The following is a 21,666-nucleotide window of genomic DNA, read 5'->3' as shown; positions in this document are numbered from 1 at the left end:
CGATGGCTCCGACGATCGATATCGACAGCTATGTGAAGGGAGTGCTCGACGGGAAGCGGGCGCACATCGCGCGCGCCATCACTCTCGTCGAGTCCACCCGCCCCGATCACCGGGCGCTGGCCCAGCAGTTGCTCCGCGAGCTGCTGCCGCAGTCCGGCAACGCCCGGCGCATCGGCATCAGCGGGGTGCCCGGAGTCGGGAAGTCCACTTTCATCGACGCACTCGGCACGATGCTCACCGGGCTCGGGCACCGGGTCGCGGTGCTGGCGGTCGATCCGTCCTCCAGCCGCACCGGCGGTTCCATCCTGGGCGACAAAACCAGGATGGAACGGCTCGCGGTCGATCCGGCGGCGTTCGTACGCCCCTCCCCCACCGCCGGGACACTGGGCGGGGTGGCCAAGGCGACCCGGGAGTCCATCGTGGTGATGGAAGCCGCGGGTTACGACGTGGTGCTGGTGGAGACGGTCGGCGTGGGCCAGTCGGAGACGGCCGTGGCCCAGATGGTCGACACCTTTCTGCTGCTCACGCTGGCCCGTACCGGTGACCAGCTGCAGGGCATCAAGAAGGGTGTCCTGGAGCTGGCGGACGCCATCGCGGTGAACAAGGCCGACGGTCCGCACGAGCGGGACGCGCGTGCGGCGGCCCGTGAACTGGCGGGCGCTCTGCGGCTGATGCACCCGGCCGACGCGGCGTGGACTCCCCCGGTGCTGACGTGCAGCGCCCGAGAATCGACCGGTCTCGACACCCTGTGGGAGCGGCTGGAGCAGCACCGTGCGCTGCTGGATTCGACGGGGCGGCTCGCCGCGAAACGGCGCGAGCAGCAGGTCGACTGGACCTGGACGATGGTCCGGGACGAGCTGCTGGACAGTCTGCGCAGCCATCCCGAAGTCCGCGCCCTCACGCCGGCTCTCGAACAGCGCGTGCGCGAAGGCGAGTTGACGGCGACACTCGCCGCCGAGGAGATCCTCGCCGCGTTCCGGGGCGAGACGCGCAACGGCTGATCCGCGGTTCCTCGGCCCTCACCCCGCCGTGCGGTGCATGGTGAGGGCCAGGTGGACCTGGAGCCGGTGGTCGCCGTGGCGCCACTGCGGGCCGAGGAGCGCCGAGATCCGGTCGATGCGCTGGTAGAGCGTGTTGACGTGGATGTACAGAGCGGTGGCGGTACGGCCCAGATTGCCGTCGCAGGTGAAGTAGGTGAGCGCGGTCCGCACGAGATCGCTGCCGCGGGTCGCGTCGTGGTCGACCAGCGGGCCGATCGTACGGCGGACGAACCGGTCGAGTTCGTCGCGGCCCGCGGGGCCCAGCAGGATGCCGTGAATGCCGAGGTCCTCGCGGCAGGCTCCCTCGCCGGCGCGGTCCAGGGCGATCAGTACGTCCAGACAGCGGGCCGCGTCACGGTGTGCCTCGACGACAGCCGCGGCGCCGGGTGCGGCCCGCTCCGCGCCGACTGTGACGGGGTGTCCGGTCGCGGTGGTCAGGGCTTCGGCGAGGGTGCGGGCGGCGCTGCCGGGATCGTCGGCGCCGGGCAGCAGCACAACGGTGTTGCCGCCGTACTCGCCCGCGACACCGCCGGAGCCGGCCGCATGACCGCCCGCCAGTTCCGTGACGCGACGGCGTCTTCCGTGGTCCCCGCCACGGGCCACCAGCACCGCGTGGCGGCGCTCCAAGTCGAGGCCCACGAGCGCGGCCCGGCGGCGCAGCCCTTCGGGGTCACGGTGCGGGGCGCCGAGCAGGTCGTCGAGGATCTCGCCGCGCAGCCGGTGCTCCACCTCGGCGACCGTGCGCTCGCCGAGCAGCATCAACGCGGCGGCCTGCGCGGCCCGTTCGAGGGCGTGGATGTCGGAGGCGTCGAGTCCGCCGCGTACGAACAGCAGCGTGCCGAGGTGCTCGTCGGCGGCAACGATCGGGGTGACACAGGCGGTTCCGCGTACGGCGGAGCTGCGACGCTCTCGCGCCTGTGCCATCTCCGCCACGAGAGCTGCCCGTTCGGGTGGTGCGGCGCCGGCTGCGGCGAGTGGCCGGTCCTGTGTGTCGAGGACGAGGACGCTGCCGCGCAGCACCTCGGCGAGCGCCGTGGCCAGTCCCGTCGGTCCGCCGCCGTCGAGGGCGACGGCGGTGAGCTGTTCATGGACGGCGGCGGTCTTGCGGACCTCCTCGAAGAGGGTGGCGTTCTCGATCGCGAGGGCGGCGTGGTTGGCGAGGGAGATGAGCAGGTCGACCTCGTCGGGTGAGAACGGCCGCACCCTGCGGTTGGCGGCGAACAGCACGACCAGAACCGGTACGTGCCGGGCGGCCTGGCCCAGTGGTACAGCATGGGCAGCAGCAGCTTCCTCTACACGCCGGATTCCTGCGCGGCCGGGGCCGCGTGCAAGCTGGTCGTCGCGCTGCACGGCTGTCTCAGCGACAACAGGTTCGTCGGTGACCGGTTCGCCCGCGAGTCCCATCTCAACGAGTACGCGGACACCAACAAGCTTGTGATCCTGTACCCGCAGACCGACATCAGCCTGCTGCGCGGCAACCCGCAGGGCTGCTGGGACTGGTGGGGGTACACCGGCGGCGACTACGCGCAGAAGTCGGGACCGCAGATGCGGGCGATCCTCAACGAGGTGCATGCGCTCGGCGGCTGAGCGCGGGTGTGCGGGTCAGGGGCGGTGGCTGCGGGGCGGCCACCGCCCCTCCTGTCGTCCCGGCGCGATTCGCGTCCGGCGGGTGGTACAGTGCGAGTGGCACGTGTGTACGCCCCAGTTTCGGGCGCCGGTGCCGGTTCTCCTTTCCGAGGCTGTTTCTCCCGTCCTTCCCGGTCGGCGGCGCAGCCTCCCGCACCACCTTCTTTCAGTCCGGTACGGACTTTCCTGCCCGTCGTCCGGGGCGTGACCACACCGCCCCTCACACCCGCCGGGCCCCTCATTCGCCATGTCCGCGAAAGGACCACCCTGCATGACCACCACACTCGAACGCTCCCTCGACCAGCAACCGACCCCCACCGCCGTCACCGGTGTCCTGGACATCACGCGCCAGGGGCACGGTGCTCTGCGCACCGACGGCGGCCACCCGTCCCCCGTCGACGTGCAGGTGTCCGCCGGCCTCGTCCGCCGGTACGGTCTGCGCAGGGGCGATCTCGTCGAGGGACCCTGCGACCGGGCCCGCTCCCTCACAGCGGTCGAGCGCGTGAACGGACGCACTCCGCAGGCGCTGCGCGACCGGCCGCACTTCGCCGATCTCACCCCCCTCCACCCCCGGCAGCGGCTGCGCCTGGAGACGCCCGGCGGCAGTCCGGCGACGCGCGTCGTCGATCTCGTCGCCCCGGTCGGCAAGGGACAGCGCGGGCTGATCGTCGCCCCGCCCAGGACCGGAAAGACCGTGCTGCTGCAGCAGATCGCCGCCGCCGTCGCGGCCAACCACCCCGAGTGCCATCTGATGGTGGTGCTGCTCGACGAACGCCCCGAGGAGGTCACCGACATGCGCCGTACCGTGCGGGGTGACGTGCTCGCGTCGACCTTCGACCGGCCCGCGAAGGAGCACATCGCACTCGCCGGACTCGCGGTGGAGCGTGCGAAGCGGCTCGTCGAGCAGGGGCAGGACGTCGTGATCCTGCTCGACTCGCTGACCCGGCTCTGCCGGGCCCACAACAACGCCGCCACCGCCGGTGGCCGCACCCTCAGCGGTGGCGTCGACGCCACTGCCCTGCTCGGCCCCAAGCAGCTCTTCGGCGCCGCCCGGCGCACCGAGGAGGGTGGCTCGCTGACGATCCTCGCCACGGCGTTGGTGGACACCGGTTCCCGCGCCGACGACTTCTTCTTCGAAGAGCTCAAGAGCACCGGGAACATGGAACTCCGGCTGGACCGCACACTGGCGGACAAACGGGTCTACCCGGCCGTGCACATTCCACAGTCCGGCACCCGCCGCGAGGAACTACTGCTCCCTGCCGCCGAACTGGCCGCCGTCCGAGGTCTCCGGGGCGCACTGCACACCCGGGACGCGCAGGCGACCCTCGAAGTGCTGCTGGACAGGATCCGGCAGACCCCCGACAACGCGACGTTCCTCCGCCGCATCCGCGGCACCGTCCCCGCTGCCTGAACCTTCCCGGCGGAAGTAGAACCCTCGGCATAGCATGACGTGTTCACGTATCAGCACAGGGAGAGCAGGCACATGGAGTTCCGCCGACTCGGCCGCAGCGGTCTGACGATCAGTGAAATCGCCTACGGGAATTGGATCACCCACGGCTCCCAGGTCGAGGAGGACGCGGCCGTCGCCTGTATCCGCGCCGCCCTGGACGCCGGAATCACCACCTTCGACACGGCGGACGTCTACGCCGAGACCCGCGCCGAGGCCGTCCTCGGCCGGGCGCTCAAGGACCAGCGCCGCGAGAGCATCGAGGTGTTCACCAAGGTCTACTTCCCGACCGGCCCGGGACAGAACGACCGCGGCCTGGGCCGCAAGCACATCCTCGAATCGATCGACAACTCCCTGCGTCGACTGCAGACCGACTACGTGGACCTGTACCAGGCGCACCGCTACGACCACTCCACGCCGCTGGAGGAGACCATGGAGGCGTTCGCCGACGTGGTCCGCTCCGGCAAGGCCCTCTACATCGGCGTCTCCGAGTGGACGGCCGACCAACTGCGCGCCGGACACCGGCTGGCCCGCGAGCTGAACGTTCCGTTCATCTCCAACCAGCCGCAGTACTCGGCGCTGTGGCGCGTCATCGAGGCCGAGGTGGTGCCCGCCTCCGAGGAACTCGGCATCGGTCAGATCGTCTGGTCGCCGATCGCCCAGGGCGTGCTGACCGGCAAGTACAAGCCGGGGGCGCAGCCTCCGGCCGGTTCTCGGGCGACCGACGAGAAGGGCGGTGCGGACTTCGTCGCCGGGTGGCTCCGCGACGACGTCCTGGAGCGCGTACAGCGGTTGCGGCCGCTCGCCGACGAAGCCGGCCTGAGCCTTGCGCAGCTGGCCGTCGCCTGGGTGCTGCAGAACTCCAACGTCTCCGCCGCGATCATCGGCGCCTCCCGGCCCGAGCAGGTCACGGAGAACGCGAAGGCGGCGGGTGTGACGTTCGACGCGGACCTCCTCAAGGCCATCGACGACGTTCTGGAGCCGGTGGTGGAACGGAACCCGGCGCTGACCGCGGGCCACGGGGGCGACGACTGAGAGTGCCCGGCAGTAGGCAGCCCGGGTGAAGGAGCGGGGCTCGGGTGCGTGCATCGCAAGGCGGAGGATCGAGCCGACGCGAAGGGGGTCCCCCATGCCCCGTCAGGGCTATGGGGAAGTTGGTGATCGACGACAACGCCGCGAGGTGCGTGCACCGGCCCCGCAACGCCACGACGCCTACGGCCGGGCACTCCGAGTCGACCGGTCACCCGCGACGGGGAGGGCCGGGCCCACCGTCCGGGTGACCCTGCCCTCCCGTCCGGGGCGTTCCGACGGCGTGTCGGCGTGCGCCCCCGGTCACAACGTGCTGGTCCCATGGGTCACACGTACGACACTGCGCGACGTAAGGAACGTGACCGATGGACGAACAGGAACTTCTGGCGGGGCGCTTCGAGCAGCACCGGCCCCGGCTCAGGGCGGTGGCCTACCGGATGCTCGGATCTGCGGCCGAGGCGGACGACGCCGTCCAGGAAACCTGGCTGCGGCTCACCCGCACCGACGCCGAAGCGGTGGAGAACCTCGGTGGGTGGCTCACCACGGTGGTCGCGCGCGTGTCGCTCAATATGCTGCGCGCCCGCGACACCCGGCGTGAGGACCCCTGGGAGACGCACCGGCCGGAACCCGCCGTGGGACACCAGGACGGCACCGGTCCCGAACAACAGGCGGAGCTCACCGAGTCGGTCGGTCTGGCAATGCTCGTGGTGCTCGACACGCTGTCGCCGACGGAGCGCCTGGCGTTCGTGCTGCACGACATGTTCGCCGTGCCGTTCGACGAGATCGCCCCCATTGTGGAACGCACCCCCGCCGCGACCCGCCAGCTCGCCAGCCGTGCGCGCCGACGCGTCCAGAGCACCGTGCCGATGCCGGCTCCCGGGTCGGATCCCGCCCGCCGTCGCGAAGTCGTCGACGCGTTCCTGGCCGCGTCGCGCGAGGGCGACTTCGAGGCGCTGCTGGCCCTGCTCGACCCGGACGTCGTCCTGCGCGTCGACGCCGCGGCCGCCCTGTCGGGCGCGGCCGCGGCCGTCGGGGCCCAGGCGGTCGCCGACACGTTCTCGGGGCGTGCCAAGGCGGCGCAGCCGGCGCTGATCGACGGTGTTCCGGGCGCCGTCTGGGCTTCGGGTGGGCAGCCGCGGGTGGTCTTCGACTTCACCGTCGAGGACGGCAGGATCGTCTCGATCGATCTCCTCGCCGACGCCGATCACCTCGGCCGGATGGATGTGCGGATCCTCGACGCCTGAGCGCGCGGCCGGCCGGGCCCACTGCTCCGAGGGAGCAGCGGGCCCAGGTCCTGTCGCCGAACTGCCGTCGTCGCCCGCAGAAGCGGTTCGGCGACGGGACCTCGGGACTCAGGCGGGCTGGATGAGGCCGATCGCATTGCCGTCCGCGTCCTTCAGCGAGGCGGTGAGCTTGCCTCCGCCGACGTCCTGGATCGCCTGCACGGTCTCCGCACCCGCTTCGAGGAGCTTCTTCACGTCGGCCTCGATGTCGTCCACGTGCCAGTAGGCGAGCGGACCGGTCATCCCCTTGCTGTGGCCGTGGGGATCCAGACCGATGTCCTGACCGGCGACCCGGTAGCCGACGTAGTACGGCTCGTCCATCACGGGCTCCGCCCCCAGCAAGATGTTAAACAGGGACTTTGCCCCGGCCAGGTCCTTGACGGGGTAAATGATCGTCTTGATGCCTGCGGTCATGGCGTGCTCCTCGTGTCGCGTGTTCTGCTGCCTGTCACAGCGACGGAACTCCGTCCGTCGGTGCTATGACACGCGCCGCCGGAGGAATGTGACCGGACCCGATGAGGAATTCCGAAATCAGCCGCGCGCGGTCATCGACGCCGTGTGCTCACGGACCTGCGCCGGCGTGAGATAGGCGTCCGTGTACTCGAAGTCGCGCAGCGTGGCGGGGTGCCTGGCCTGGAATCCGGTGCGTACGAAGTCGTCACCGGCGATCGCGTTGAGCATCCAGTTGGTCATGACCCGGGCCTTGGCCACATTGGTGCGCAGTGCTGACCAGTGATAGCCACGGGCCACGGCCTGCGCGGTGATGCCGTGCATCTCGATACCGAGCGGCTTGGAGACCGCGTCCTTGCCGCCGAGGTCCACGACGAGCCCGAGGTCCCTGTGGACGTACGGCTTCAGCGGCTGGTGGCGCAGAGTCGCGATCAGGTTGTCGGCGAGCCTGCGTCCCTGGCGCATGGCGTGCTGCGCGGTGGGCGGGCACACGGCGCCGTCACCCTTGATCAGGTCCGGGACGGCGGCGGCATCGCCGAGCGCGAAGACGCCGTCGAACCCCGGCAGGGTCATCTCGGGTGTTACCGCCAGCCGGCCCCGTACCGTTTCGGCGTCGAAGGTGGCGACCAGCGGGCTCGCGGTGACACCGGCCGTCCAGATCAATGTGCGGCAGGGCAGTACGCGGCCGTCGGTGAGCGTCACCTTGTCCGGTTCGGCTTCGGCGACGGAAACGCCGAGCGATACCTCGATGCCGCGCTCGCGCAGGACTGCCAGGGCGCTGAGCCCGAGCTTGTCCCCCAGCTCGGGCATCAGCTTCGGGGCGATGTCCACCAGGTGCCACTTGATGAGCTTCGGGTCGAGCCGGGGGTACTGCCTTACGGCGTTCATGGTGATCCGCTGCAGACACGCCGCGGTCTCGGTGCCCGCGTAGCCGCCGCCGACGACGACGAACTGCAGCCGGGAGGCCCGTTCCTCCTCGTCGTGGCTGGCATCCGCCAGGTCGAGCTGGGCGATCACATGGTCGCGTACATAGGCGGCCTCGGCCAGCGTCTTCATGCCGCGGGCGTTGTCGAGCAGCCCCGGGATGTCGAACGTACGGGTGACGCTGCCGGGGGCGAGGACGATGTAGTCGTACGGTTCGTCGACGATCTCGTCGGTGATCTTACGGATGACGCAGATCTTCGCCTTCGGGTCCACGCCGATCGCTCCGCCGGGAATGATCCGGGTGCGGTGCCGACGGCTGCGGCGCAGCGACACCGCGACCGATTGCGGGGTGAGGACGCCCGCGGCCACCTGGGGCAGTAGTGGCAGGTAGAGCTGGTAAGAGAACGGGGCGACGAGCGCGATGTCCGCCTCGCCGAGGTTGAGTCCGCGCTCCAGTCGGCGTACGCACTCGACCCCGCCAAATCCGGCGCCGACGACGAGAATCCTGGGTCGTGCCACGGTGTTCGTCCCTCCTCGGGTCTGCGCGGTCGCCCGTACTCCTGCCCGGTCACACGCGCCCATCACCCCTCATCCTCACGAACCGCGTCCGACTTCGCCCGCTGAGGGCGGCGGAACGGACGACGGCAGGGAGTCAGCGGGTCAGCAGGGTGAGGGCCGTGCAGGTGCCACTGACCGCGCCTGCGGTGACGACGGCGGTCGCGATGCAGCGTGCTCTGAGCGCGCGGTAGCGGTCGTTGTACTCGCCGCGCAGTTCCATGGCGCGGGCCGAGATCCGGGACAGCATCGCCCGGGATGCGGCAACCCGCTCCGCCGTGTAGACGCGTTCCACGTCCTCACGCTGGGCGGTGGTGAGCCAGGGCAGCTCGCCGGTGAACCGGGAAGCCCGTCTGCGCGCCTCCTCGACCTCGGCGTTCCACAACAGGTAGCCCTCCATCTGTGCCAGGCCGCGGGCGGTGCTGTCCTTGTCGTCGTCCATGCGTCCTCCTTCACCGGGGCTCCGTCACGCCAGGTTCCGCCCCGGACCCCCGGGGGCGGTGTGCGGGCGGTTCTGCGCCTCGTCGAGGGTGCGTACGGCGGGGTGGTGCAGGTCGAACGCCGGGGATTCGGAGCGGATCCGCGGCAGGGTGAGGAAGTTGTGCCGCGGGGGCGGGCACGACGTCGCCCACTCCAGCGAACGGCCGTAACCCCACGGGTCGTCGACCTCGACCGGCTTGCCGTACTTGGCGGTCTTCCACACGTTGTAGAAGAACGGCAGCATCGACAGTCCGAGGAGGAACGAGGAGATCGTCGAAATCGTGTTCAGCGCGGTGAAGCCGTCGGCGGCGAGGTAGTCCGCGTAACGACGCGGCATGCCCTCCGCGCCGAGCCAGTGCTGCACCAGGAACGTGCCGTGGAAGCCCACGAACAGCGTCCAGAACGTGATCTTGCCGAGCCGCTCGTCCAGCATCTTGCCGGTGAACTTCGGCCACCAGAAATGGAATCCGGCGAACATCGCGAAGACCACGGTGCCGAACACCACGTAGTGGAAGTGCGCGACGACGAAGTACGAGTCCGAGACGTGGAAGTCCATCGGCGGCGAGGCCAGGATGACGCCGGTCAGACCACCGAAGAGGAACGTCACCAGAAAGCCGATGGACCAGAGCATCGGAGTCTCGAAGGACAGCGATCCCTTCCACATCGTGCCGATCCAGTTGAAGAACTTCACGCCGGTCGGTACCGCGATGAGGAACGTCATGAACGAGAAGAACGGCAACAGCACACCACCGGTGACGAACATGTGGTGCGCCCACACGGTTGCCGAGAGGCCCGCGATGGAGATGGTGGCGCTGATGAGACCGATGTATCCGAAGACCGGTTTACGGCTGAAGACGGGGATGATCTCGGTGACGATGCCGAAGAACGGCAGCGCGATGATGTACACCTCCGGATGGCCGAAGAACCAGAAGAGGTGCTGCCAGAGCAGCGCGCCGCCATTGGCCGCCTCGAAGACCCGCGCCCCGAACTTGCGGTCCGCCTCCAGCACCAGAAGGGCCGCTGCCAGCACCGGGAAGGCCAGCAGGACCAGCACAGCGGTCAGCAGAACGTTCCATACGAAGATGGGCATCCGGAACATCGTCATGCCGGGTGCGCGCAGGCAGATGATCGTGGTGATGAAGTTGACCGAACCGAGGATCGTGCCGAAGCCGGAGAAGGCCAGCCCCATGATCCACAGGTCGCCGCCGATGCCCGGCGAACGGACCGCGTCGGTCAGCGGGGAGTAGGCGAACCAGCCGAAGTCCGCCGCCCCCGCCGGAGTCAGGAAACCGGCCACGGCGATGATCGAGCCGAAGAGGTACAGCCAGTACGCGAACATGTTCAGCCGTGGGAACGCCACATCGGGCGCGCCGATCTGCAGTGGCATGATCCAGTTCGTGAACCCGGCGAACAGCGGCGTCGCGAACATCAGCAGCATGATCGTGCCGTGCATCGTGAACAACTGGTTGAACTGCTCGTTCGAGATGATCTGCGTGCCGGGGCGGGCCAGCTCGGCGCGCATGATGAGTGCCATCACGCCGCCGACGACGAAGAACGCGAACGAGGTGACCAGGTACAACGTGCCGATCGTCTTGTGATCGGTGGTGGTCATCCATCTGACGACCACATTGCCCGGTTCCTTGCTCCGTACCGGCAGCTCGTTCGCGTACGACTCGTCTGCCTCGTCCGCCCCAGCTGTGCCCATCGTCGTCACTACGACGCTCCTTCGATCGGTCCTTCGCGGGTGGACTCGGCACCCGGCCGGGCGCCGCTCCCACCGGGGCGGCCGGCAGGTCCCCCGGCGCGTCGCGCCAGTCTCCTGGTGCAGCAAACCAGCCACGGGACCGACGTGGGCTGCCCGGCGCCCACCACGGCGTGACATTCACCCATCAGGGTGCGCTGAACCGCCGCGGTGTCCGGTCCGGATCAGCCATGAACTCGGCGGTACCAAGGGGCGGCCGGGGCGTTCGCAGCCGTGTGCGCTCCGGCATCCGGCGGCGCCGGCGTCACCGTCGGCGGGGCATCCGGTGCCGTCGATGTCACACGTCCCCAACCCGGCTTCCGTGAGCATCCGTTGCTGCCCACGACGCGGCCCAGGCAGAGATGAGTGGGCAGGGTGTCGATGCCCGTGACCTCGACGACCAGAGGGGCGCCCTCGACGGGGTGGGGAGCTGGGCGTGGATGGCCTCGTCGATCCGGTCCAGGGTCACCTGGGCCGAGGGCGAGTCAGGGCCGGATGTGTTTCAACATGAACTCGGGCAAGGCATACGGGCCGGCTTGTGGAGCCTCGGGATCGGCAGAGACGTCGGCGTCGGTGATTCGCGACGCATGTGTTTCGGCGTTGTCGATGGGCGTGCAGGCCAGTTCGGATTCCGCAGAAAGCTCCCAGAAGCGGCGGGTGTTGGCAGAGACGACGGCGTACACCGTGGCAAAGCGCGTGGAGAGCGGGGCGGTGAGCGCGGCGCGGCAGAAGCCGAAGGCATCGCGCGGGCTGAGCCAAGTCGCCGGATGACGCGACTCGGTGGGTGCCCGGCGGATCGACGCCGGTCGGCGGGCCCGCCTCTCCAACCCCGACCTGGAGGGCCACCCTCGGGTCGCGGCGGCGACCCGAGGCAAGCACCCCGCTCCGCCCGAGGAGGCGGCGGGGTGACACGTGGAGCCGGCGGAGGGGGCCTGACCCCAGACGTCGGCCCTGCGCCGCCCGGAGTCCACTACTCGATGACGAGCTCGACCGGGATGTTGCCGCGAGTCGCGTTGGAATAGGGGCAGACCTGGTGGGCCTGCTCGACCAGCTTGCGGCCGGTGGCCTCGTCGACGGCCCCGGGCAGCTCCACGCGCAGCGTGACCGCGAGACCGAAACCCTCCCCCAGCTTGCCGATGCCGACTTCGCCGGTCACGGCGGCGTCGCTGACGTCGACTTTGGCCTGCCGGCCGACGAGGCCCAGGGCGCTGGCGAAGCAGGCCGCGTAACCGGCGGCGAACAGCTGCTCAGGGTTCGTGCCCTGGGCGCTCCCACCCATCTCCACCGGAATGGCCAGCTGCAGATCCAGCTTGCCGTCGGGGGTGACGGCGCGGCCCTCGCGGCCGTGGGTGGCGGTGGCAACGGCAGTGTAGAGCGCTTCCATGGAAACCATCCCTCTCGAAAGTCATGTTCCAGCGGCGCTGTCCGACCGCCTCCCCATCAGGAAAGCACACAATTAAGTTGTGCGCAATTGAATGGCCCGCAGAGGTACGCTGGATTCATGACCTTCACGCCCGGCCCGAGCCGCGAAGCCCCGTCCGAGGCCGACTACCTCCGCCTCGACCAGCAGATCTGCTTCTCCCTGAACGCCGCCTCACGCGCCTTCGGCGGCATCTACCGCGTCCTGCTCAAGGACCTCGGGCTCACCTATCCTCAGTACCTGGTGATGCTGGCGCTCTGGGAGCACGGCGAACTGCCGGTGAAGAAGCTCGGCAAGTATCTGCGGCTGGACTCCGGCACGCTGTCGCCGCTGCTGAAGCGCTTGGAGGCGGCGGGCCTGGTACGGCGCGAGCGCAGCGCCCAGGACGAGCGCTCGGTGTACATCGACCTCACCGACGAGGGCGCCGCACTGCGCGAGCGGGCGCTCGCCGTCCCCCGCCGGATCGCCGCGGCAACCGGCTTCGGCCTCGACGAAATCGCCGATCTTCAGGCCCGCCTCAACCGCCTCACGGCAGCGCTGGACACAGCGGTACTGGAGGAGAACCCGAACTGCGCCGACGGAGCGTTCGAGGGATAGCGCCGTACAGCGAGCAGGCGGACAGGACCTCCCGAACACGCCCGCAGGGATCGCCTGTTGGATCATGGCCGAACAACCCCCGATCCACCGTGCAGGCCAGTGCCCGGCCCATGCGGCGATGGTCGGCATCGGCGAGCACAGCGTGGAAGGCCACGGCGGCCCCGGGCCCACAATCGCGAACCGAGTGCGAGATCAGTCGCCGTAGGCGTAGAAGCCGCGCCCCGACTTACGGCCGAGGGCGCCCGCGGCAACCATGCGCCGCAGCAGCGGCGGGGGCGCCTCAAGCGGTTCCTTTGTCCTCTCCGCGGGCAGCCCTCGGCCGCCGTAGAGGTCCGGGGGCCTCCGGTTGCCTCGGGGCCGGCCTACTGCCATTCGGCATACGCACCGGGGTCGCAGAGTTCGAGAACGATCTCGCCTGTCTCCGGGGCAGCTTCCGCCACGGGGCGCACCCGCGCGCCGACGTGCACCAGGTGCGGCGCGGCGCCCACGACACGGCACCGGAACACGAAGCCCTCGGGCAGCCGGACGAGGGACTCGTTGCGTGCCGCCTCTGTGTACCGGTGCACCACGCTGGTCCGCACGACGACGCCGAGACCGTCACTGCGTACGGAATCCAGATCGCTCGACGCGCACACAGGGCACAGAAGCCGCCTGAAGGACGCGGTGCCGCACCAGCGGCAGAGCTGATAGATCAGTCCGGCTTCACCCTGCGCCGCCGGTGCGGCACCGATCGCTGAAACGGAGTGGGACACGTCTCGACCCCCTGAACTCGGCTCGGTGCGTCAGCGTCGTGGCTCGACACAGACGCCCACGCATCATATGGAACTGAGTGCCGAGACGTAAAGGTACTGAGTTCCTTCTCTGTGATCAGTCCTCGGCGAGAGCCGACTCGATCCTCTGCACCACACGCCACATCGGCGTGCTCCTGGAGGCGACCACCACGACGACCTCGTCGTCGTCCGCGGTCGGCCCTGCGGCGCCCGCGGCCTTCGCCCCCCAGACTTCCTGCACGACACCGAGGGCATGGTCCACCGCGGCCTCGGCGTCACCCTCGCCACCCGAACGCAGCCACGACCGCAGGCCGTTGTTGTGCGCGGCGACCACGGCAGCGGCGATCACCTCGGCGTGCAGCGGGCCGTCCGGCGTGCCGACATAGCGACCCCGCAGGTATTCGGCCATCGTCCGTTCGTAGCGGCGCACCACGGACAACTCATAGGTACGCAGGCCGGGAACCTCCCGCGTGAGGCGGTAGCGCTGGACCGAGAACTCCGGATTCGCCGCATACATCCGCAGGACGAGCCGGGCCGCATCGCACACCGTGCTCACCGGGTCGCCTTCGTCGGCGGCCTCCAGCAGCGCGGTCATGTCGGCGAGGCAGCGCTCGTGGTCGGGGAAGACCACGTCCTCCTTGGAGGGGAAGTAACGGAAGAACGAACGCCGTCCGACTCCGGCCCGGGCAACGATGTCGTCCACGGTGGTCCGCTCGAAGCCCCGTTCCAGGAAGAGCTGGAACGCCGCTTCGGCGAGCACCTCCCGCATGGGGGGTTTCTTCACTGGTCTGCGTGCCTCGGTCATGCCCGGAACCTAACACCGATCCCAACCGTTCGACACTACGTACCTTTACAGAGGGTACTGAGTGCCATATGGTCATCTCAGGACCCACACCCAAGTAGGAGAGCCGGCGTGAGCTTGAGGATCGTTGTCTGTGTGAAGTATGTGCCCGACGCCACTGGCGACCGGCACTTCGCCGATGACCTGACGCTGGACCGTGAGGATGTGGACGGTCTGCTGTCGGAGCTCGACGAGTACGCGGTGGAGCAGGCGCTGCAGATCGCCGATGAGGCGGACGATGCGGAGATCACTGTGGTGACGGTGGGTCCGGAGGATGCCAAGGACGCGTTGCGCAAGGCGCTGTCGATGGGTGCGGACAAGGCCGTTCACGTCGAGGACGACGATCTGCACGGTACGGATGTGATCGGTACGTCGCTGGTGCTGGCGAAGGCGGTCGAGAAGGCGGGTTACGACCTGGTGATCTGCGGTATGGCGTCGACGGACGGCACGATGGGTGTGCTGCCGGCGGTGCTGGCGGAGCGTCTGGGTGTTCCGCAGGTCACGTTGCTGTCCGAGGTGAAGGTCGAGGGCGGCACGGTGACCGGGCGTCGGGACGGTGACAGTGCCAGTGAGCAGCTGCAGGCGTCGCTGCCGGCGGTGGTGTCGGTGACGGACCAGTCCGGTGAGGCCCGGTATCCGTCGTTCAAGGGGATCATGGCGGCGAAGAAGAAGCCGGTTCAGTCCCTGGATCTGGAGGACCTGGAGATCGGGGCGGACGAGGTCGGTCTGGCGGGTGCGTGGACCGCGGTCGATTCCGCGGCGCAGCGTCCGGCCCGTACGGCGGGCACGATCGTCAAGGACGAGGGCGAGGGCGGCAAGCAGCTGGCCGAGTTCCTCGCGGGCCAGAAGTTCATCTGACCTGTCGGCCTGTTCGGCCCTGTATGTCCCTCTCACCCTCGTTTGTGCAGGAGATTGAAGTCCCATGGCTGAAGTTCTCGTCTATGTCGACCACGTGGACGGTGCCGTCCGCAAGCCCACTCTGGAGCTTTTGACGCTGGCCCGCCGGATCGGTGACCCGGTCGCGGTCGCGCTGGGCGGTGGTGCGGCCGGCACCGCGGCGGTGCTCGCCGAGCACGGTGCGGTCAAGGTCCTGACCGCCGAGGCGCCGGAGTTCGCCGATTACCTGGTCGTGCCGAAGGTCGACGCGCTGCAGGCCGCGTTCGACGCGGTGTCCCCGGCCGCGGTACTGGTGCCGTCGTCCGCGGAGGGCAAGGAGATCGCGGCCCGGCTCGCGGTCCGGATCGGGTCCGGGATCATCACGGACGCGGTCGACCTGGAGGCCGGTGAGCTGGGTCCGGTCGCCACCCAGTCCGCGTTCGCCGCGTCGTTCACCACCAAGTCCCGTGTCTCGCACGGCGTCCCGGTCATCACGGTCAAGCCGAACTCGGCGCCCGTCGAGCCGGCCCCGGCCGCCGGTGCGGTCGAGACCCTGCCGGTCACCTTCTCCGCGCAGGCCACCGGCACGAAGGTCCTCTCCCGCACCCCGCGCGAGTCGACCGGGCGCCCGGAGCTGACCGAGGCCGCGATCGTGGTCTCCGGCGGCCGCGGGGTCAACGGTGCGGAGAACTTCGGACTCATCGAGGCGCTCGCCGACTCCCTCGGCGCGGCCGTGGGTGCCTCGCGCGCCGCGGTCGACGCCGGCTGGTACCCGCACTCCAACCAGGTCGGCCAGACCGGCAAGTCCGTCTCCCCGCAGCTCTACATCGCCTCCGGTATCTCCGGCGCGATCCAGCACCGGGCCGGCATGCAGACCTCCAAGACCATCGTCGCGATCAACAAGGACGCCGAGGCCCCGATCTTCGACCTCGTCGACTACGGCATCGTCGGCGACCTCTTCCAGGTCGTCCCCCAGCTCACCGAAGAGGTCAACTCCCGCAAGGGCTGATGCCCGTGCAGCGTGTCGTGCGGCGGTTCCGCACGACACGTCTGCTCACCGTCTCAGACCCGCCGCCCGTCGCTGGTCGTGCAGTGGCACAGCCACGCGGGAAAGGCGGGGGAGACAGGCACTGCCCGTCTCCCCCGCCTTCGGTATCCGTGATCAGCCTGCGGCCGCCTCTTCGATGAAGTCCGTGACCGGGCCGGGCCGGGAGGACAACGAGGCGTGGCCCGCGACCAGTTCGATGGTCTTGCGCGGATTCATGCGCTGGGCCATGCGGCGTTCGTTGTCGGGGTGGATCATGCGGTCCGCGGTGGAGACCTGGTACCAGCTCGGCTTCGCACGCCAGGCCGCCGAGGTGACATTGTCGCCGAACGTCGATGCCAGCGGAGCCTTCTGCGTCACGGCCATGACCAGCGCCTCATCGGCCGACAGGTCCTGCGCAAAACTCTCGTGGAACTTGTCCTGCTTGATCCACAGGTAACCGTCGGAGTCCGGGGCGAGGTTCTCCACAGCGGCCGGCGGCATCTCCTGGCTGATCGCACCGGGACTCTCCCCGGCATCCGGGGCGAACGCGGCGATGTAGACGAGACCCTTCACGTTGGGCAGATCTCCGGCCTCGGTGATGACGGCGCCTCCATAGGAGTGCCCGACCAGGAGAACAGGCCCGTCGATCTTCTGGACCATCTTGCGCGTGCGTGCGGCGTCGTCGGCCAGCGAGGTAAGCGGCATCTCCACGGCGTGCAGGGAGCCGAAGCCGCGTCTGTGCAGCTCGGTGATGACCTTGCCCCAGTGGGCGGCGCCTCCCCAGAAGCCGTGGACCAGAACTACGGCGGGTTTGTCAGCCATGGCATGTGCACCATTTCCCTCTCGCCGGGGGGTCTGCTTGCATCGGCAACGCTAAGCGGACCGCCCAAGGGTCGCCACCGCACACAGATTCACTCAATCCTGTCCACGAGGCAGCCCCTGACCACGGCTTTCCGGCACGGGTCAGCTATCGGCCGGCGGCCTCCTCGCGTTCCAGCGCACGGATCAGGGCCTCGAACCCGCGGCGACGCCTGCGGTGTCCCCGCTGGTCACTCGCTCCACCAGGAAGCCCCGGAGGGTCGCGAGGATCATCTCCACGACCTCGTGCCTGCGTCGGTCTGACCAGTCCTCGGGACAGATGGACAGGAGGGCGGCCAGGCACTGCTGCGAGACCTCCCGGCCGGGCTCGGCACAGCGCGATCCGCTACGACGACACCCCGGTCAGCCCCCGCTTACGCCCCGCCCACGTCTGAGCGCTGTGCTCCAGACCATCCGCACAGCGGGCCTTGAGATCACCGGAAGCCGGCGCCCCCTGATGCGCACCGACCGCGCGCAGCACCATCTCGTCCTGGGGCGTGAGGTGTTTGAGGCGGTCACGGATCGCCACCCCGCAAGGCCCGGGCACCACGAAGGAGGCTGTCAGCTTCCGTAAACCACCCACCACACCACTCCCACCCAAGTCGGACCCTGCCGCCCAGCCCAACGAGCCACAGCCGCCAAGGTCACCGATTCGACCCCAGAACGCCCGTTCCCACCCCCACAAACCCACCCACAGGACTCACTCCCGCACGCCACCACTCACTTCGGCTCAGTAAACCGACAGCAGCTCGCAACCCCCTACAGCTTCCACTTTCGGACGCGCTGAACCGACTGCACCCCCGCGCGTCCGCGTGCGCGCCGCGGTACAACTCCGTGTCAGGAGTTGCGGAGCATTCAGAGGTTGGCGTCCAGGAACTCCCTGAACTGCGTCCTGTTCATGGGTCCGGTCCGAGTCGCTGTCACTTCCCCCTGCTTGATCAGGAGAAACGAGGGCGCGCCGGTGACCCCGTAGCGTCGGGTCGGTTCCGCGCACCGGGCCATGTCGGTCCTGACGACGGTCAGCCGCTCCCCGTACGCGTCGGCCATCTCGCGCACGAGGGAGTCCATCTCCCTGCACACCTCAGCCACCTTCGCCCAGGTCCCGCAGAAGTACGCAAGCACCGGTGCGTCGGCCCTGGCCAGAACAAAATCGAACTCAGCGTTCTCCAGCGGCTGGTGGACCCGACTCGCCATCGGCGCTCCTGAGGTGGTGATCAACACGGCAGTACCCATCATGACCTGCCCCTGCCGCCGAAGCATGCGCGGGCCGGGCGGTACGCGGAGGCCGGGGCGGGCCCGGCCGGTCGCCGGTACGGCGCCCGCGGAGCCGACGACGGGAGGGCAGTCGATACCCAGGACCGTCACGGCGGGTCGTGCCCACAGCCGGCAGGCGATCGTGCCGGTCCCGGCGAGCCGCAGAGAATTCCCGCGTTCGCGCCGGAACTGATCGTCGTCGTATTCAGCGCCCTGCCGTGTGGCGTCGCGGTCGAGACCTTCGATGCGGGTGCTGCCGTCGGCCGGGTCCCGTAGCGAGGTGAGGGCCCGGACGAGGGGGCCCGACCCGCCAGGTCATGTCCGGGGCGCGATCCCGGCATCCCCGGTAGACGTGCAGCCGACTGCTTCAGCACCACTCGTGCGGCTCCCGCCAGGACCCGCTGTCGGGAACCACTGTCACTCCGACCTGTACGTTACGAGCGATCATTCGCCAGCGACGAGAAGGAACGATGACGTACCTCCCGAGACCTTCGACCGAGGCGATACTCCATGCTCTGCCGGGCCTTGCGCCTTTTGCGCGCGAAGCCATCGTGCTCCACCCCCAGCGGGGAGAACCGGGTCCGGAGAACAGTTCGATCGGCGGCCCACTGCTCTGGCCGCGCGACGAACCCTGGCCTACGTGCGCCGTGCCCGACGAAGTCGAACCTGCGGGCCGCCCGGCTACGGCCATGGTGCCGGTCGCCCAGATATTCGAGCGGGACATGCCGGGGCCGTGGTGGCCCTCCGACCGCGATCTCCTGCAGATTCTGTGGTGCCCCAACGAACACTGGGATCCCCCCGCGCAACAGGCCGACGTCAGCCCCATCGTGGAGGTGCGATGGCGGCGAGCCGCGGACGTCGACACCCCACTGGAGGCCCCTCCCTCGCCTTCACGGCACTCCGAGGACGGTTATCTGCCGGAGCCGTGCACCCTCACCGGCGAGTTGCTGACCGACTTCCCGTTTCGGGAGCAACTGCCGTCGGAGATCCGTCCGGCGCTGCAGGAGTTGGTACGCCGGACCGGCAACGGCGGCGACGTGATCACTCGTCTCGCGGGCTGGAAACTCGGGGGCTGGCCGACCTGGCACCTGACGCACCCGGTGGTCTTCCGTTGCCGCACGTGCGAGACCGATATGACACTGCTGTTCACCGTGGCCAGCGATGACGAAACGGGAGTCATCGTAGGGCGGTGACTCCTCCACCCCGTGAACGGGGTGGCTTCTCGCTATGCCGGTTGGGCTTCGCGACGGACCAGCCCGGCCCGTAGAACGTTGAGAGCACCGACGGTGTCCGCGTGCGCGCTGTGGCCGCACGAGACGCAGTGGAACGTCTCCTGTGTGGGCCGGTTCTCCTTGGCGGTGTGCCCGCATTCGGGGCATCGCCGGGAGGTGTTGCGGGGGTCCACGGCGATCACTTCCCGCCCGGCGCATTCTGCCTTGGCATTCAGGATCGCGAGGAACACCCCCCAGCCGGCATCGGCGATCGAGCGGTTCAGCCCGGCCTTGGCCGCTGCCCCGTTGGGCAGGAAGCTGCCCGGCTGGTCGGGGTCGGGCTTGGGGGCGGGTGCCCGGCTCATGTTGCGGATCTTGAGGTCTTCGTGCGCGATGAGGTCGTGTTCCCGCACGAGGCCGAGGGCGGTCTTGTGGGCGTGGTCGAGGCGCTGGCACCGCACCTTGCGGTGCAGACGTGCCACAGCCTCTACCGCCTTGCGGCGGCGCTTGCTTCCGCGCTTGCACCTGCTCAGTGCCTGCTGAGCTGCTTCGAGCTTCGCTGCGGCCTTTCGCCCGTGACGCGGGTTGGGCACGAACTCGCCGTTCGAGCCGGCGAGGAAGTTGGCAATGCCCAGGTCGATGCCGACCACGCTGCCGGTCGCGGGCAGCGGCTCGGGCCGGGGCCGCTCGGCCGTCAGGATCACATACCAGCGCTTGCCCTCACGCTTGACCGAGACCGTCTTGACATGGCCGACCACCGGCCGGTGCTGGTGCACCTTGACGTGCCCGACACCTTGCAGGCGCACCCGCGTGACCGGGTCGTGCGCGGTGGCATCCCAACGGCAGCCGTCTCCGTCCCTGGGGAACTCCACCGTGTCGAACCGGCCCACTGTGCGAAAACGCGGATAGCCCGGCTTCTCACCGGCCTTGACACGACGGAAGAACGCCGCGAACGCCTTGTCCAGACGCCGCAGCGTCGCCTGCTGGCTGGAGAACGACCAACGGCCCTGACGCTCCGGGTCGAACGCCCGGATCTCCTTGAGCTGCGCGGACTGCTGCCCGTATCGGACCGTCGTCTTCGAGGCGTGCCGGTAGGCGTCGCGGCGCTCTTGCAACGCGCCGTTGTAGAGCGCGCAGTGATCGCGCAGCATCTCGCGAAGGGCCTGGTCCTGCCGGGCGGTGGGTCGCAGGAGGAACGTGTACGCACGGATCATTCAGCCCACCCCCTCCGACTCGAATCGACCTTAACCGTAACATTGGTTCATGTCACCACGTTGGGAACCAAACCCCGACGTACGGCGCGGCCGTCACGTCATCCACCACCTCCACACGCAATTGATGTTCGTCACCAGATACCGGCGGACCGTCTTCAACGACGAGATACTGACACGCTACGAAGAGAGGAGTTCACCGGCCACGTCAACCAGGCCATCATGCACGGCCGCTTCTGGTCCGGCTCCTACTTCACGGGGTCATGCGGCGGCGCACCCCTCCACGTGGTCAAGGACTACATCGAGAACCAGAAGCGGCCCGACTGAGCACGGCTCCGCGGGCGAGGCACTCCGGAGCGAAACCGCGGCGCTCCGCGCCGCAGGGTTCAGGATCGGATTCCCTCCCCGCCTGAAGGCGGGGATTCCCTCCGAAGAAGAGGGATGGGGCGACCTGCGGATCTTCGTCTGCCCCGCCGACCGTCGTCATCCTTTCCAAGTGGACCTGCACTGAACGGGGCTCGCCATCGCCGTACGACGCCCCGGACACACCCCGGCGGTCCGGTCGTCGATCGGCCGTAGAACCCCCTGCACACCGCCGCGCCGGCGCATCCGCCGCGGCCGCCCCCGGGCGTGCCGCAGCACCGAACGGGTGACGACCGTGCGGGCGGCCGAGTGCCGACCGCTCACCACCCCGTACATGCGATAGATCGACATCATGATGAATCGAGTCCCGGACGAGGGGCTGACCAAGGTCCCCGGCAACAGCCTGATCACCCAGACTCCCGAAGAGGGCCGTGAACTGGCCTTTCTGATCGCCCGCCACACCATCCACGTTATTCAGCCGGACCTTGACGTACTCAAGGGCGGCCGTCAGGACTATGCGACGACCCCCGAGAGCCTCATCGCGGCATCCCATGTGGTGGCCGTGGAGTTTGCCACCATCGCAGCCGCGAACAACTACTGGCGCAGCTGATCCTGCCGTCGGAGCCGTCCGGTCGGCCGAACCGGTTTCCGTGGGCGGGCTCC

General features: G+C 69.1%; 22 protein-coding genes and 3 pseudogenes. 11 read left to right on the top strand and 14 right to left on the bottom strand.

Features of this window, described 5'->3' with window-relative positions; all coding sequences use genetic code 11:
* Window positions 1-2 precede the first annotated feature (2 nt).
* Window positions 3-1,001, top strand: a complete 999-nt coding sequence (gene meaB, locus OG395_RS45805) for a methylmalonyl Co-A mutase-associated GTPase MeaB (RefSeq protein ID WP_327248202.1) — start codon at window positions 3-5, stop codon at window positions 999-1,001.
* An 18-nt stretch (window positions 1,002-1,019) separates the two neighbouring features.
* On the opposite strand, the gene OG395_RS45800 is transcribed toward meaB, so the two are convergent.
* Window positions 1,020-2,267, bottom strand: a complete 1,248-nt coding sequence (locus OG395_RS45800) for a helix-turn-helix domain-containing protein (RefSeq protein WP_327248201.1) — start codon at window positions 2,265-2,267, stop codon at window positions 1,020-1,022.
* A gap of 15 nt (window positions 2,268-2,282) precedes the next feature.
* Here OG395_RS45800 and OG395_RS45795 point away from each other — a divergent pair, with 15 nt between their 5' ends.
* The 4 genes from OG395_RS45795 to OG395_RS45780 all read left to right on the top strand — a co-directional run bounded on the left by OG395_RS45795 (window position 2,283) and on the right by OG395_RS45780 (window position 6,386).
* Window positions 2,283-2,627, top strand: coding sequence for a PHB depolymerase family esterase (locus OG395_RS45795; RefSeq protein ID WP_327248200.1), 345 nt, complete (start codon window positions 2,283-2,285; stop codon window positions 2,625-2,627).
* 310 nt (window positions 2,628-2,937) lie between these two features.
* Entirely contained in the window at window positions 2,938-4,077 is a 1,140-nt protein-coding gene (gene rho, locus OG395_RS45790) for a transcription termination factor Rho (protein WP_327248199.1), read from the top strand.
* A gap of 72 nt (window positions 4,078-4,149) precedes the next feature.
* Window positions 4,150-5,148 (top strand): aldo/keto reductase family protein, encoded by a 999-nt coding sequence (locus tag OG395_RS45785; protein ID WP_327248198.1) that lies wholly within the window; start codon window positions 4,150-4,152, stop codon window positions 5,146-5,148.
* 359 nt (window positions 5,149-5,507) lie between these two features.
* Window positions 5,508-6,386 carry a sigma-70 family RNA polymerase sigma factor gene (locus OG395_RS45780; RefSeq protein WP_327248197.1) on the top strand — a complete coding sequence of 293 codons (879 nt, stop codon included), beginning with the start codon at window positions 5,508-5,510 and terminating at the stop codon, window positions 6,384-6,386.
* A 108-nt stretch (window positions 6,387-6,494) separates the two neighbouring features.
* On the opposite strand, the gene OG395_RS45775 is transcribed toward OG395_RS45780, so the two are convergent.
* The 6 genes from OG395_RS45775 to OG395_RS45750 all read right to left on the bottom strand — a co-directional run bounded on the left by OG395_RS45775 (window position 6,495) and on the right by OG395_RS45750 (window position 11,959).
* The gene (locus tag OG395_RS45775) at window positions 6,495-6,839 is read right to left on the bottom strand and encodes a VOC family protein (protein WP_327248196.1); all 345 of its coding nucleotides are present in this window, start codon (window positions 6,837-6,839) and stop codon (window positions 6,495-6,497) included.
* A 117-nt stretch (window positions 6,840-6,956) separates the two neighbouring features.
* Window positions 6,957-8,318, bottom strand: coding sequence for an NAD(P)/FAD-dependent oxidoreductase (locus tag OG395_RS45770; protein ID WP_327248195.1), 1,362 nt, complete (start codon window positions 8,316-8,318; stop codon window positions 6,957-6,959).
* A gap of 133 nt (window positions 8,319-8,451) precedes the next feature.
* Complete coding sequence (locus tag OG395_RS45765; RefSeq protein WP_327248194.1) at window positions 8,452-8,796, bottom strand: hypothetical protein; 345 nt, start codon at window positions 8,794-8,796, stop codon at window positions 8,452-8,454.
* 24 nt (window positions 8,797-8,820) lie between these two features.
* Window positions 8,821-10,539 (bottom strand): aa3-type cytochrome oxidase subunit I, encoded by a 1,719-nt coding sequence (gene ctaD / locus OG395_RS45760; protein WP_442818798.1) that lies wholly within the window; start codon window positions 10,537-10,539, stop codon window positions 8,821-8,823.
* A 521-nt stretch (window positions 10,540-11,060) separates the two neighbouring features.
* Window positions 11,061-11,402, bottom strand: a complete 342-nt coding sequence (locus tag OG395_RS45755) for a hypothetical protein (RefSeq protein ID WP_327248192.1) — start codon at window positions 11,400-11,402, stop codon at window positions 11,061-11,063.
* 143 nt (window positions 11,403-11,545) lie between these two features.
* Window positions 11,546-11,959: an organic hydroperoxide resistance protein gene (locus tag OG395_RS45750; RefSeq protein ID WP_327248191.1), complete on the bottom strand. Its 414-nt coding sequence runs from the start codon at window positions 11,957-11,959 to the stop codon at window positions 11,546-11,548.
* 117 nt (window positions 11,960-12,076) lie between these two features.
* Between OG395_RS45750 and OG395_RS45745 the strand changes: the two genes are divergently transcribed.
* A complete protein-coding gene (locus OG395_RS45745; RefSeq protein ID WP_327248190.1) occupies window positions 12,077-12,592 on the top strand; it encodes a MarR family winged helix-turn-helix transcriptional regulator in 516 nt (171 codons plus the stop codon).
* 192 nt (window positions 12,593-12,784) lie between these two features.
* On the opposite strand, the pseudogene OG395_RS45740 reads toward OG395_RS45745, so the two are convergent.
* The 3 genes and pseudogenes from OG395_RS45740 to OG395_RS45730 form a co-directional block, all read right to left on the bottom strand.
* Window positions 12,785-12,895: pseudogene (locus OG395_RS45740) on the bottom strand (3-hydroxyacyl-CoA dehydrogenase family protein); the annotation flags it as partial.
* A gap of 59 nt (window positions 12,896-12,954) precedes the next feature.
* On the bottom strand, window positions 12,955-13,344 hold the full coding sequence (locus OG395_RS45735; protein WP_442818676.1) for a Zn-ribbon domain-containing OB-fold protein: 390 nt from the start codon (window positions 13,342-13,344) through the stop codon (window positions 12,955-12,957).
* Window positions 13,345-13,459: 115 nt separating this feature from the next.
* Window positions 13,460-14,167 (bottom strand): TetR family transcriptional regulator, encoded by a 708-nt coding sequence (locus OG395_RS45730; protein ID WP_327248189.1) that lies wholly within the window; start codon window positions 14,165-14,167, stop codon window positions 13,460-13,462.
* A 108-nt stretch (window positions 14,168-14,275) separates the two neighbouring features.
* Between OG395_RS45730 and OG395_RS45725 the strand changes: the two genes are divergently transcribed.
* Window positions 14,276-15,061: an electron transfer flavoprotein subunit beta/FixA family protein gene (locus OG395_RS45725; protein ID WP_327248188.1), complete on the top strand. Its 786-nt coding sequence runs from the start codon at window positions 14,276-14,278 to the stop codon at window positions 15,059-15,061.
* Window positions 15,062-15,125: 64 nt separating this feature from the next.
* Complete coding sequence (locus OG395_RS45720) at window positions 15,126-16,088, top strand: electron transfer flavoprotein subunit alpha/FixB family protein (RefSeq protein ID WP_327248187.1); 963 nt, start codon at window positions 15,126-15,128, stop codon at window positions 16,086-16,088.
* Window positions 16,089-16,241: 153 nt separating this feature from the next.
* On the opposite strand, the gene OG395_RS45715 is transcribed toward OG395_RS45720, so the two are convergent.
* The 3 genes and pseudogenes from OG395_RS45715 to OG395_RS45705 form a co-directional block, all read right to left on the bottom strand.
* Window positions 16,242-16,928, bottom strand: a complete 687-nt coding sequence (locus tag OG395_RS45715) for an alpha/beta hydrolase (protein ID WP_327248186.1) — start codon at window positions 16,926-16,928, stop codon at window positions 16,242-16,244.
* 385 nt (window positions 16,929-17,313) lie between these two features.
* Window positions 17,314-17,547: pseudogene (locus tag OG395_RS45710) on the bottom strand (IS200/IS605 family accessory protein TnpB-related protein); the annotation flags it as partial.
* 272 nt (window positions 17,548-17,819) lie between these two features.
* Entirely contained in the window at window positions 17,820-18,158 is a 339-nt protein-coding gene (locus OG395_RS45705; protein ID WP_327248185.1) for a thioredoxin family protein, read from the bottom strand.
* 707 nt (window positions 18,159-18,865) lie between these two features.
* On the opposite strand from OG395_RS45705, the gene OG395_RS45700 reads away from it, so the two are divergent.
* Window positions 18,866-19,411, top strand: a complete 546-nt coding sequence (locus OG395_RS45700) for a hypothetical protein (protein ID WP_327248184.1) — start codon at window positions 18,866-18,868, stop codon at window positions 19,409-19,411.
* Between the two features lie 32 nt (window positions 19,412-19,443).
* On the opposite strand, the gene OG395_RS45695 is transcribed toward OG395_RS45700, so the two are convergent.
* Complete coding sequence (locus OG395_RS45695; RefSeq protein WP_327248183.1) at window positions 19,444-20,643, bottom strand: RNA-guided endonuclease InsQ/TnpB family protein; 1,200 nt, start codon at window positions 20,641-20,643, stop codon at window positions 19,444-19,446.
* Between the two features lie 49 nt (window positions 20,644-20,692).
* Between OG395_RS45695 and OG395_RS58620 the strand changes: the two are divergent.
* A pseudogene (locus OG395_RS58620) lies at window positions 20,693-20,967 on the top strand (transposase).
* Between the two features lie 388 nt (window positions 20,968-21,355).
* Entirely contained in the window at window positions 21,356-21,613 is a 258-nt protein-coding gene (locus OG395_RS45685; RefSeq protein WP_327248182.1) for a hexameric tyrosine-coordinated heme protein, read from the top strand.
* The last annotated feature ends 53 nt before the right edge of the window (window positions 21,614-21,666 follow it).

The organism is Streptomyces sp. NBC_01320, from assembly GCF_035974375.1.
GTDB classification, from domain to species: Bacteria; Actinomycetota; Actinomycetes; order Streptomycetales; family Streptomycetaceae; genus Streptomyces; species Streptomyces yanii.
The sequence above is the reverse complement of the archived record's forward strand: the minus strand, read 5'-3'. Positions and strand labels throughout refer to the sequence as shown.

Excerpts from the sequence above, each read along its gene's own strand:
- OG395_RS45730 (WP_327248189.1), bottom strand. The coding sequence starts at position 14,167 with ATGACCGAGGCACGCAGACCAGTGAAGAAACCCCCCATGCGGGAGGTG.
- ctaD (WP_442818798.1), bottom strand. The coding sequence starts at position 10,539 with ATGGGCACAGCTGGGGCGGACGAGGCAGACGAGTCGTACGCGAACGAG.
- OG395_RS45745 (WP_327248190.1), top strand. The coding sequence starts at position 12,077 with ATGACCTTCACGCCCGGCCCGAGCCGCGAAGCCCCGTCCGAGGCCGAC.
- OG395_RS45785 (WP_327248198.1), top strand. The coding sequence starts at position 4,150 with ATGGAGTTCCGCCGACTCGGCCGCAGCGGTCTGACGATCAGTGAAATC.
- OG395_RS45765 (WP_327248194.1), bottom strand. The coding sequence starts at position 8,796 with ATGGACGACGACAAGGACAGCACCGCCCGCGGCCTGGCACAGATGGAG.
- OG395_RS45685 (WP_327248182.1), top strand. The coding sequence starts at position 21,356 with ATGATGAATCGAGTCCCGGACGAGGGGCTGACCAAGGTCCCCGGCAAC.
- OG395_RS45720 (WP_327248187.1), top strand. The coding sequence starts at position 15,126 with ATGGCTGAAGTTCTCGTCTATGTCGACCACGTGGACGGTGCCGTCCGC.
- OG395_RS45705 (WP_327248185.1), bottom strand. The coding sequence starts at position 18,158 with ATGGCGAGTCGGGTCCACCAGCCGCTGGAGAACGCTGAGTTCGATTTT.
- OG395_RS45715 (WP_327248186.1), bottom strand. The coding sequence starts at position 16,928 with ATGGCTGACAAACCCGCCGTAGTTCTGGTCCACGGCTTCTGGGGAGGC.
- rho (WP_327248199.1), top strand. The coding sequence starts at position 2,938 with ATGACCACCACACTCGAACGCTCCCTCGACCAGCAACCGACCCCCACC.
- OG395_RS45695 (WP_327248183.1), bottom strand. The coding sequence starts at position 20,643 with ATGATCCGTGCGTACACGTTCCTCCTGCGACCCACCGCCCGGCAGGAC.
- meaB (WP_327248202.1), top strand. The coding sequence starts at position 3 with ATGGCTCCGACGATCGATATCGACAGCTATGTGAAGGGAGTGCTCGAC.
- OG395_RS45750 (WP_327248191.1), bottom strand. The coding sequence starts at position 11,959 with ATGGAAGCGCTCTACACTGCCGTTGCCACCGCCACCCACGGCCGCGAG.
- OG395_RS45780 (WP_327248197.1), top strand. The coding sequence starts at position 5,508 with ATGGACGAACAGGAACTTCTGGCGGGGCGCTTCGAGCAGCACCGGCCC.
- OG395_RS45775 (WP_327248196.1), bottom strand. The coding sequence starts at position 6,839 with ATGACCGCAGGCATCAAGACGATCATTTACCCCGTCAAGGACCTGGCC.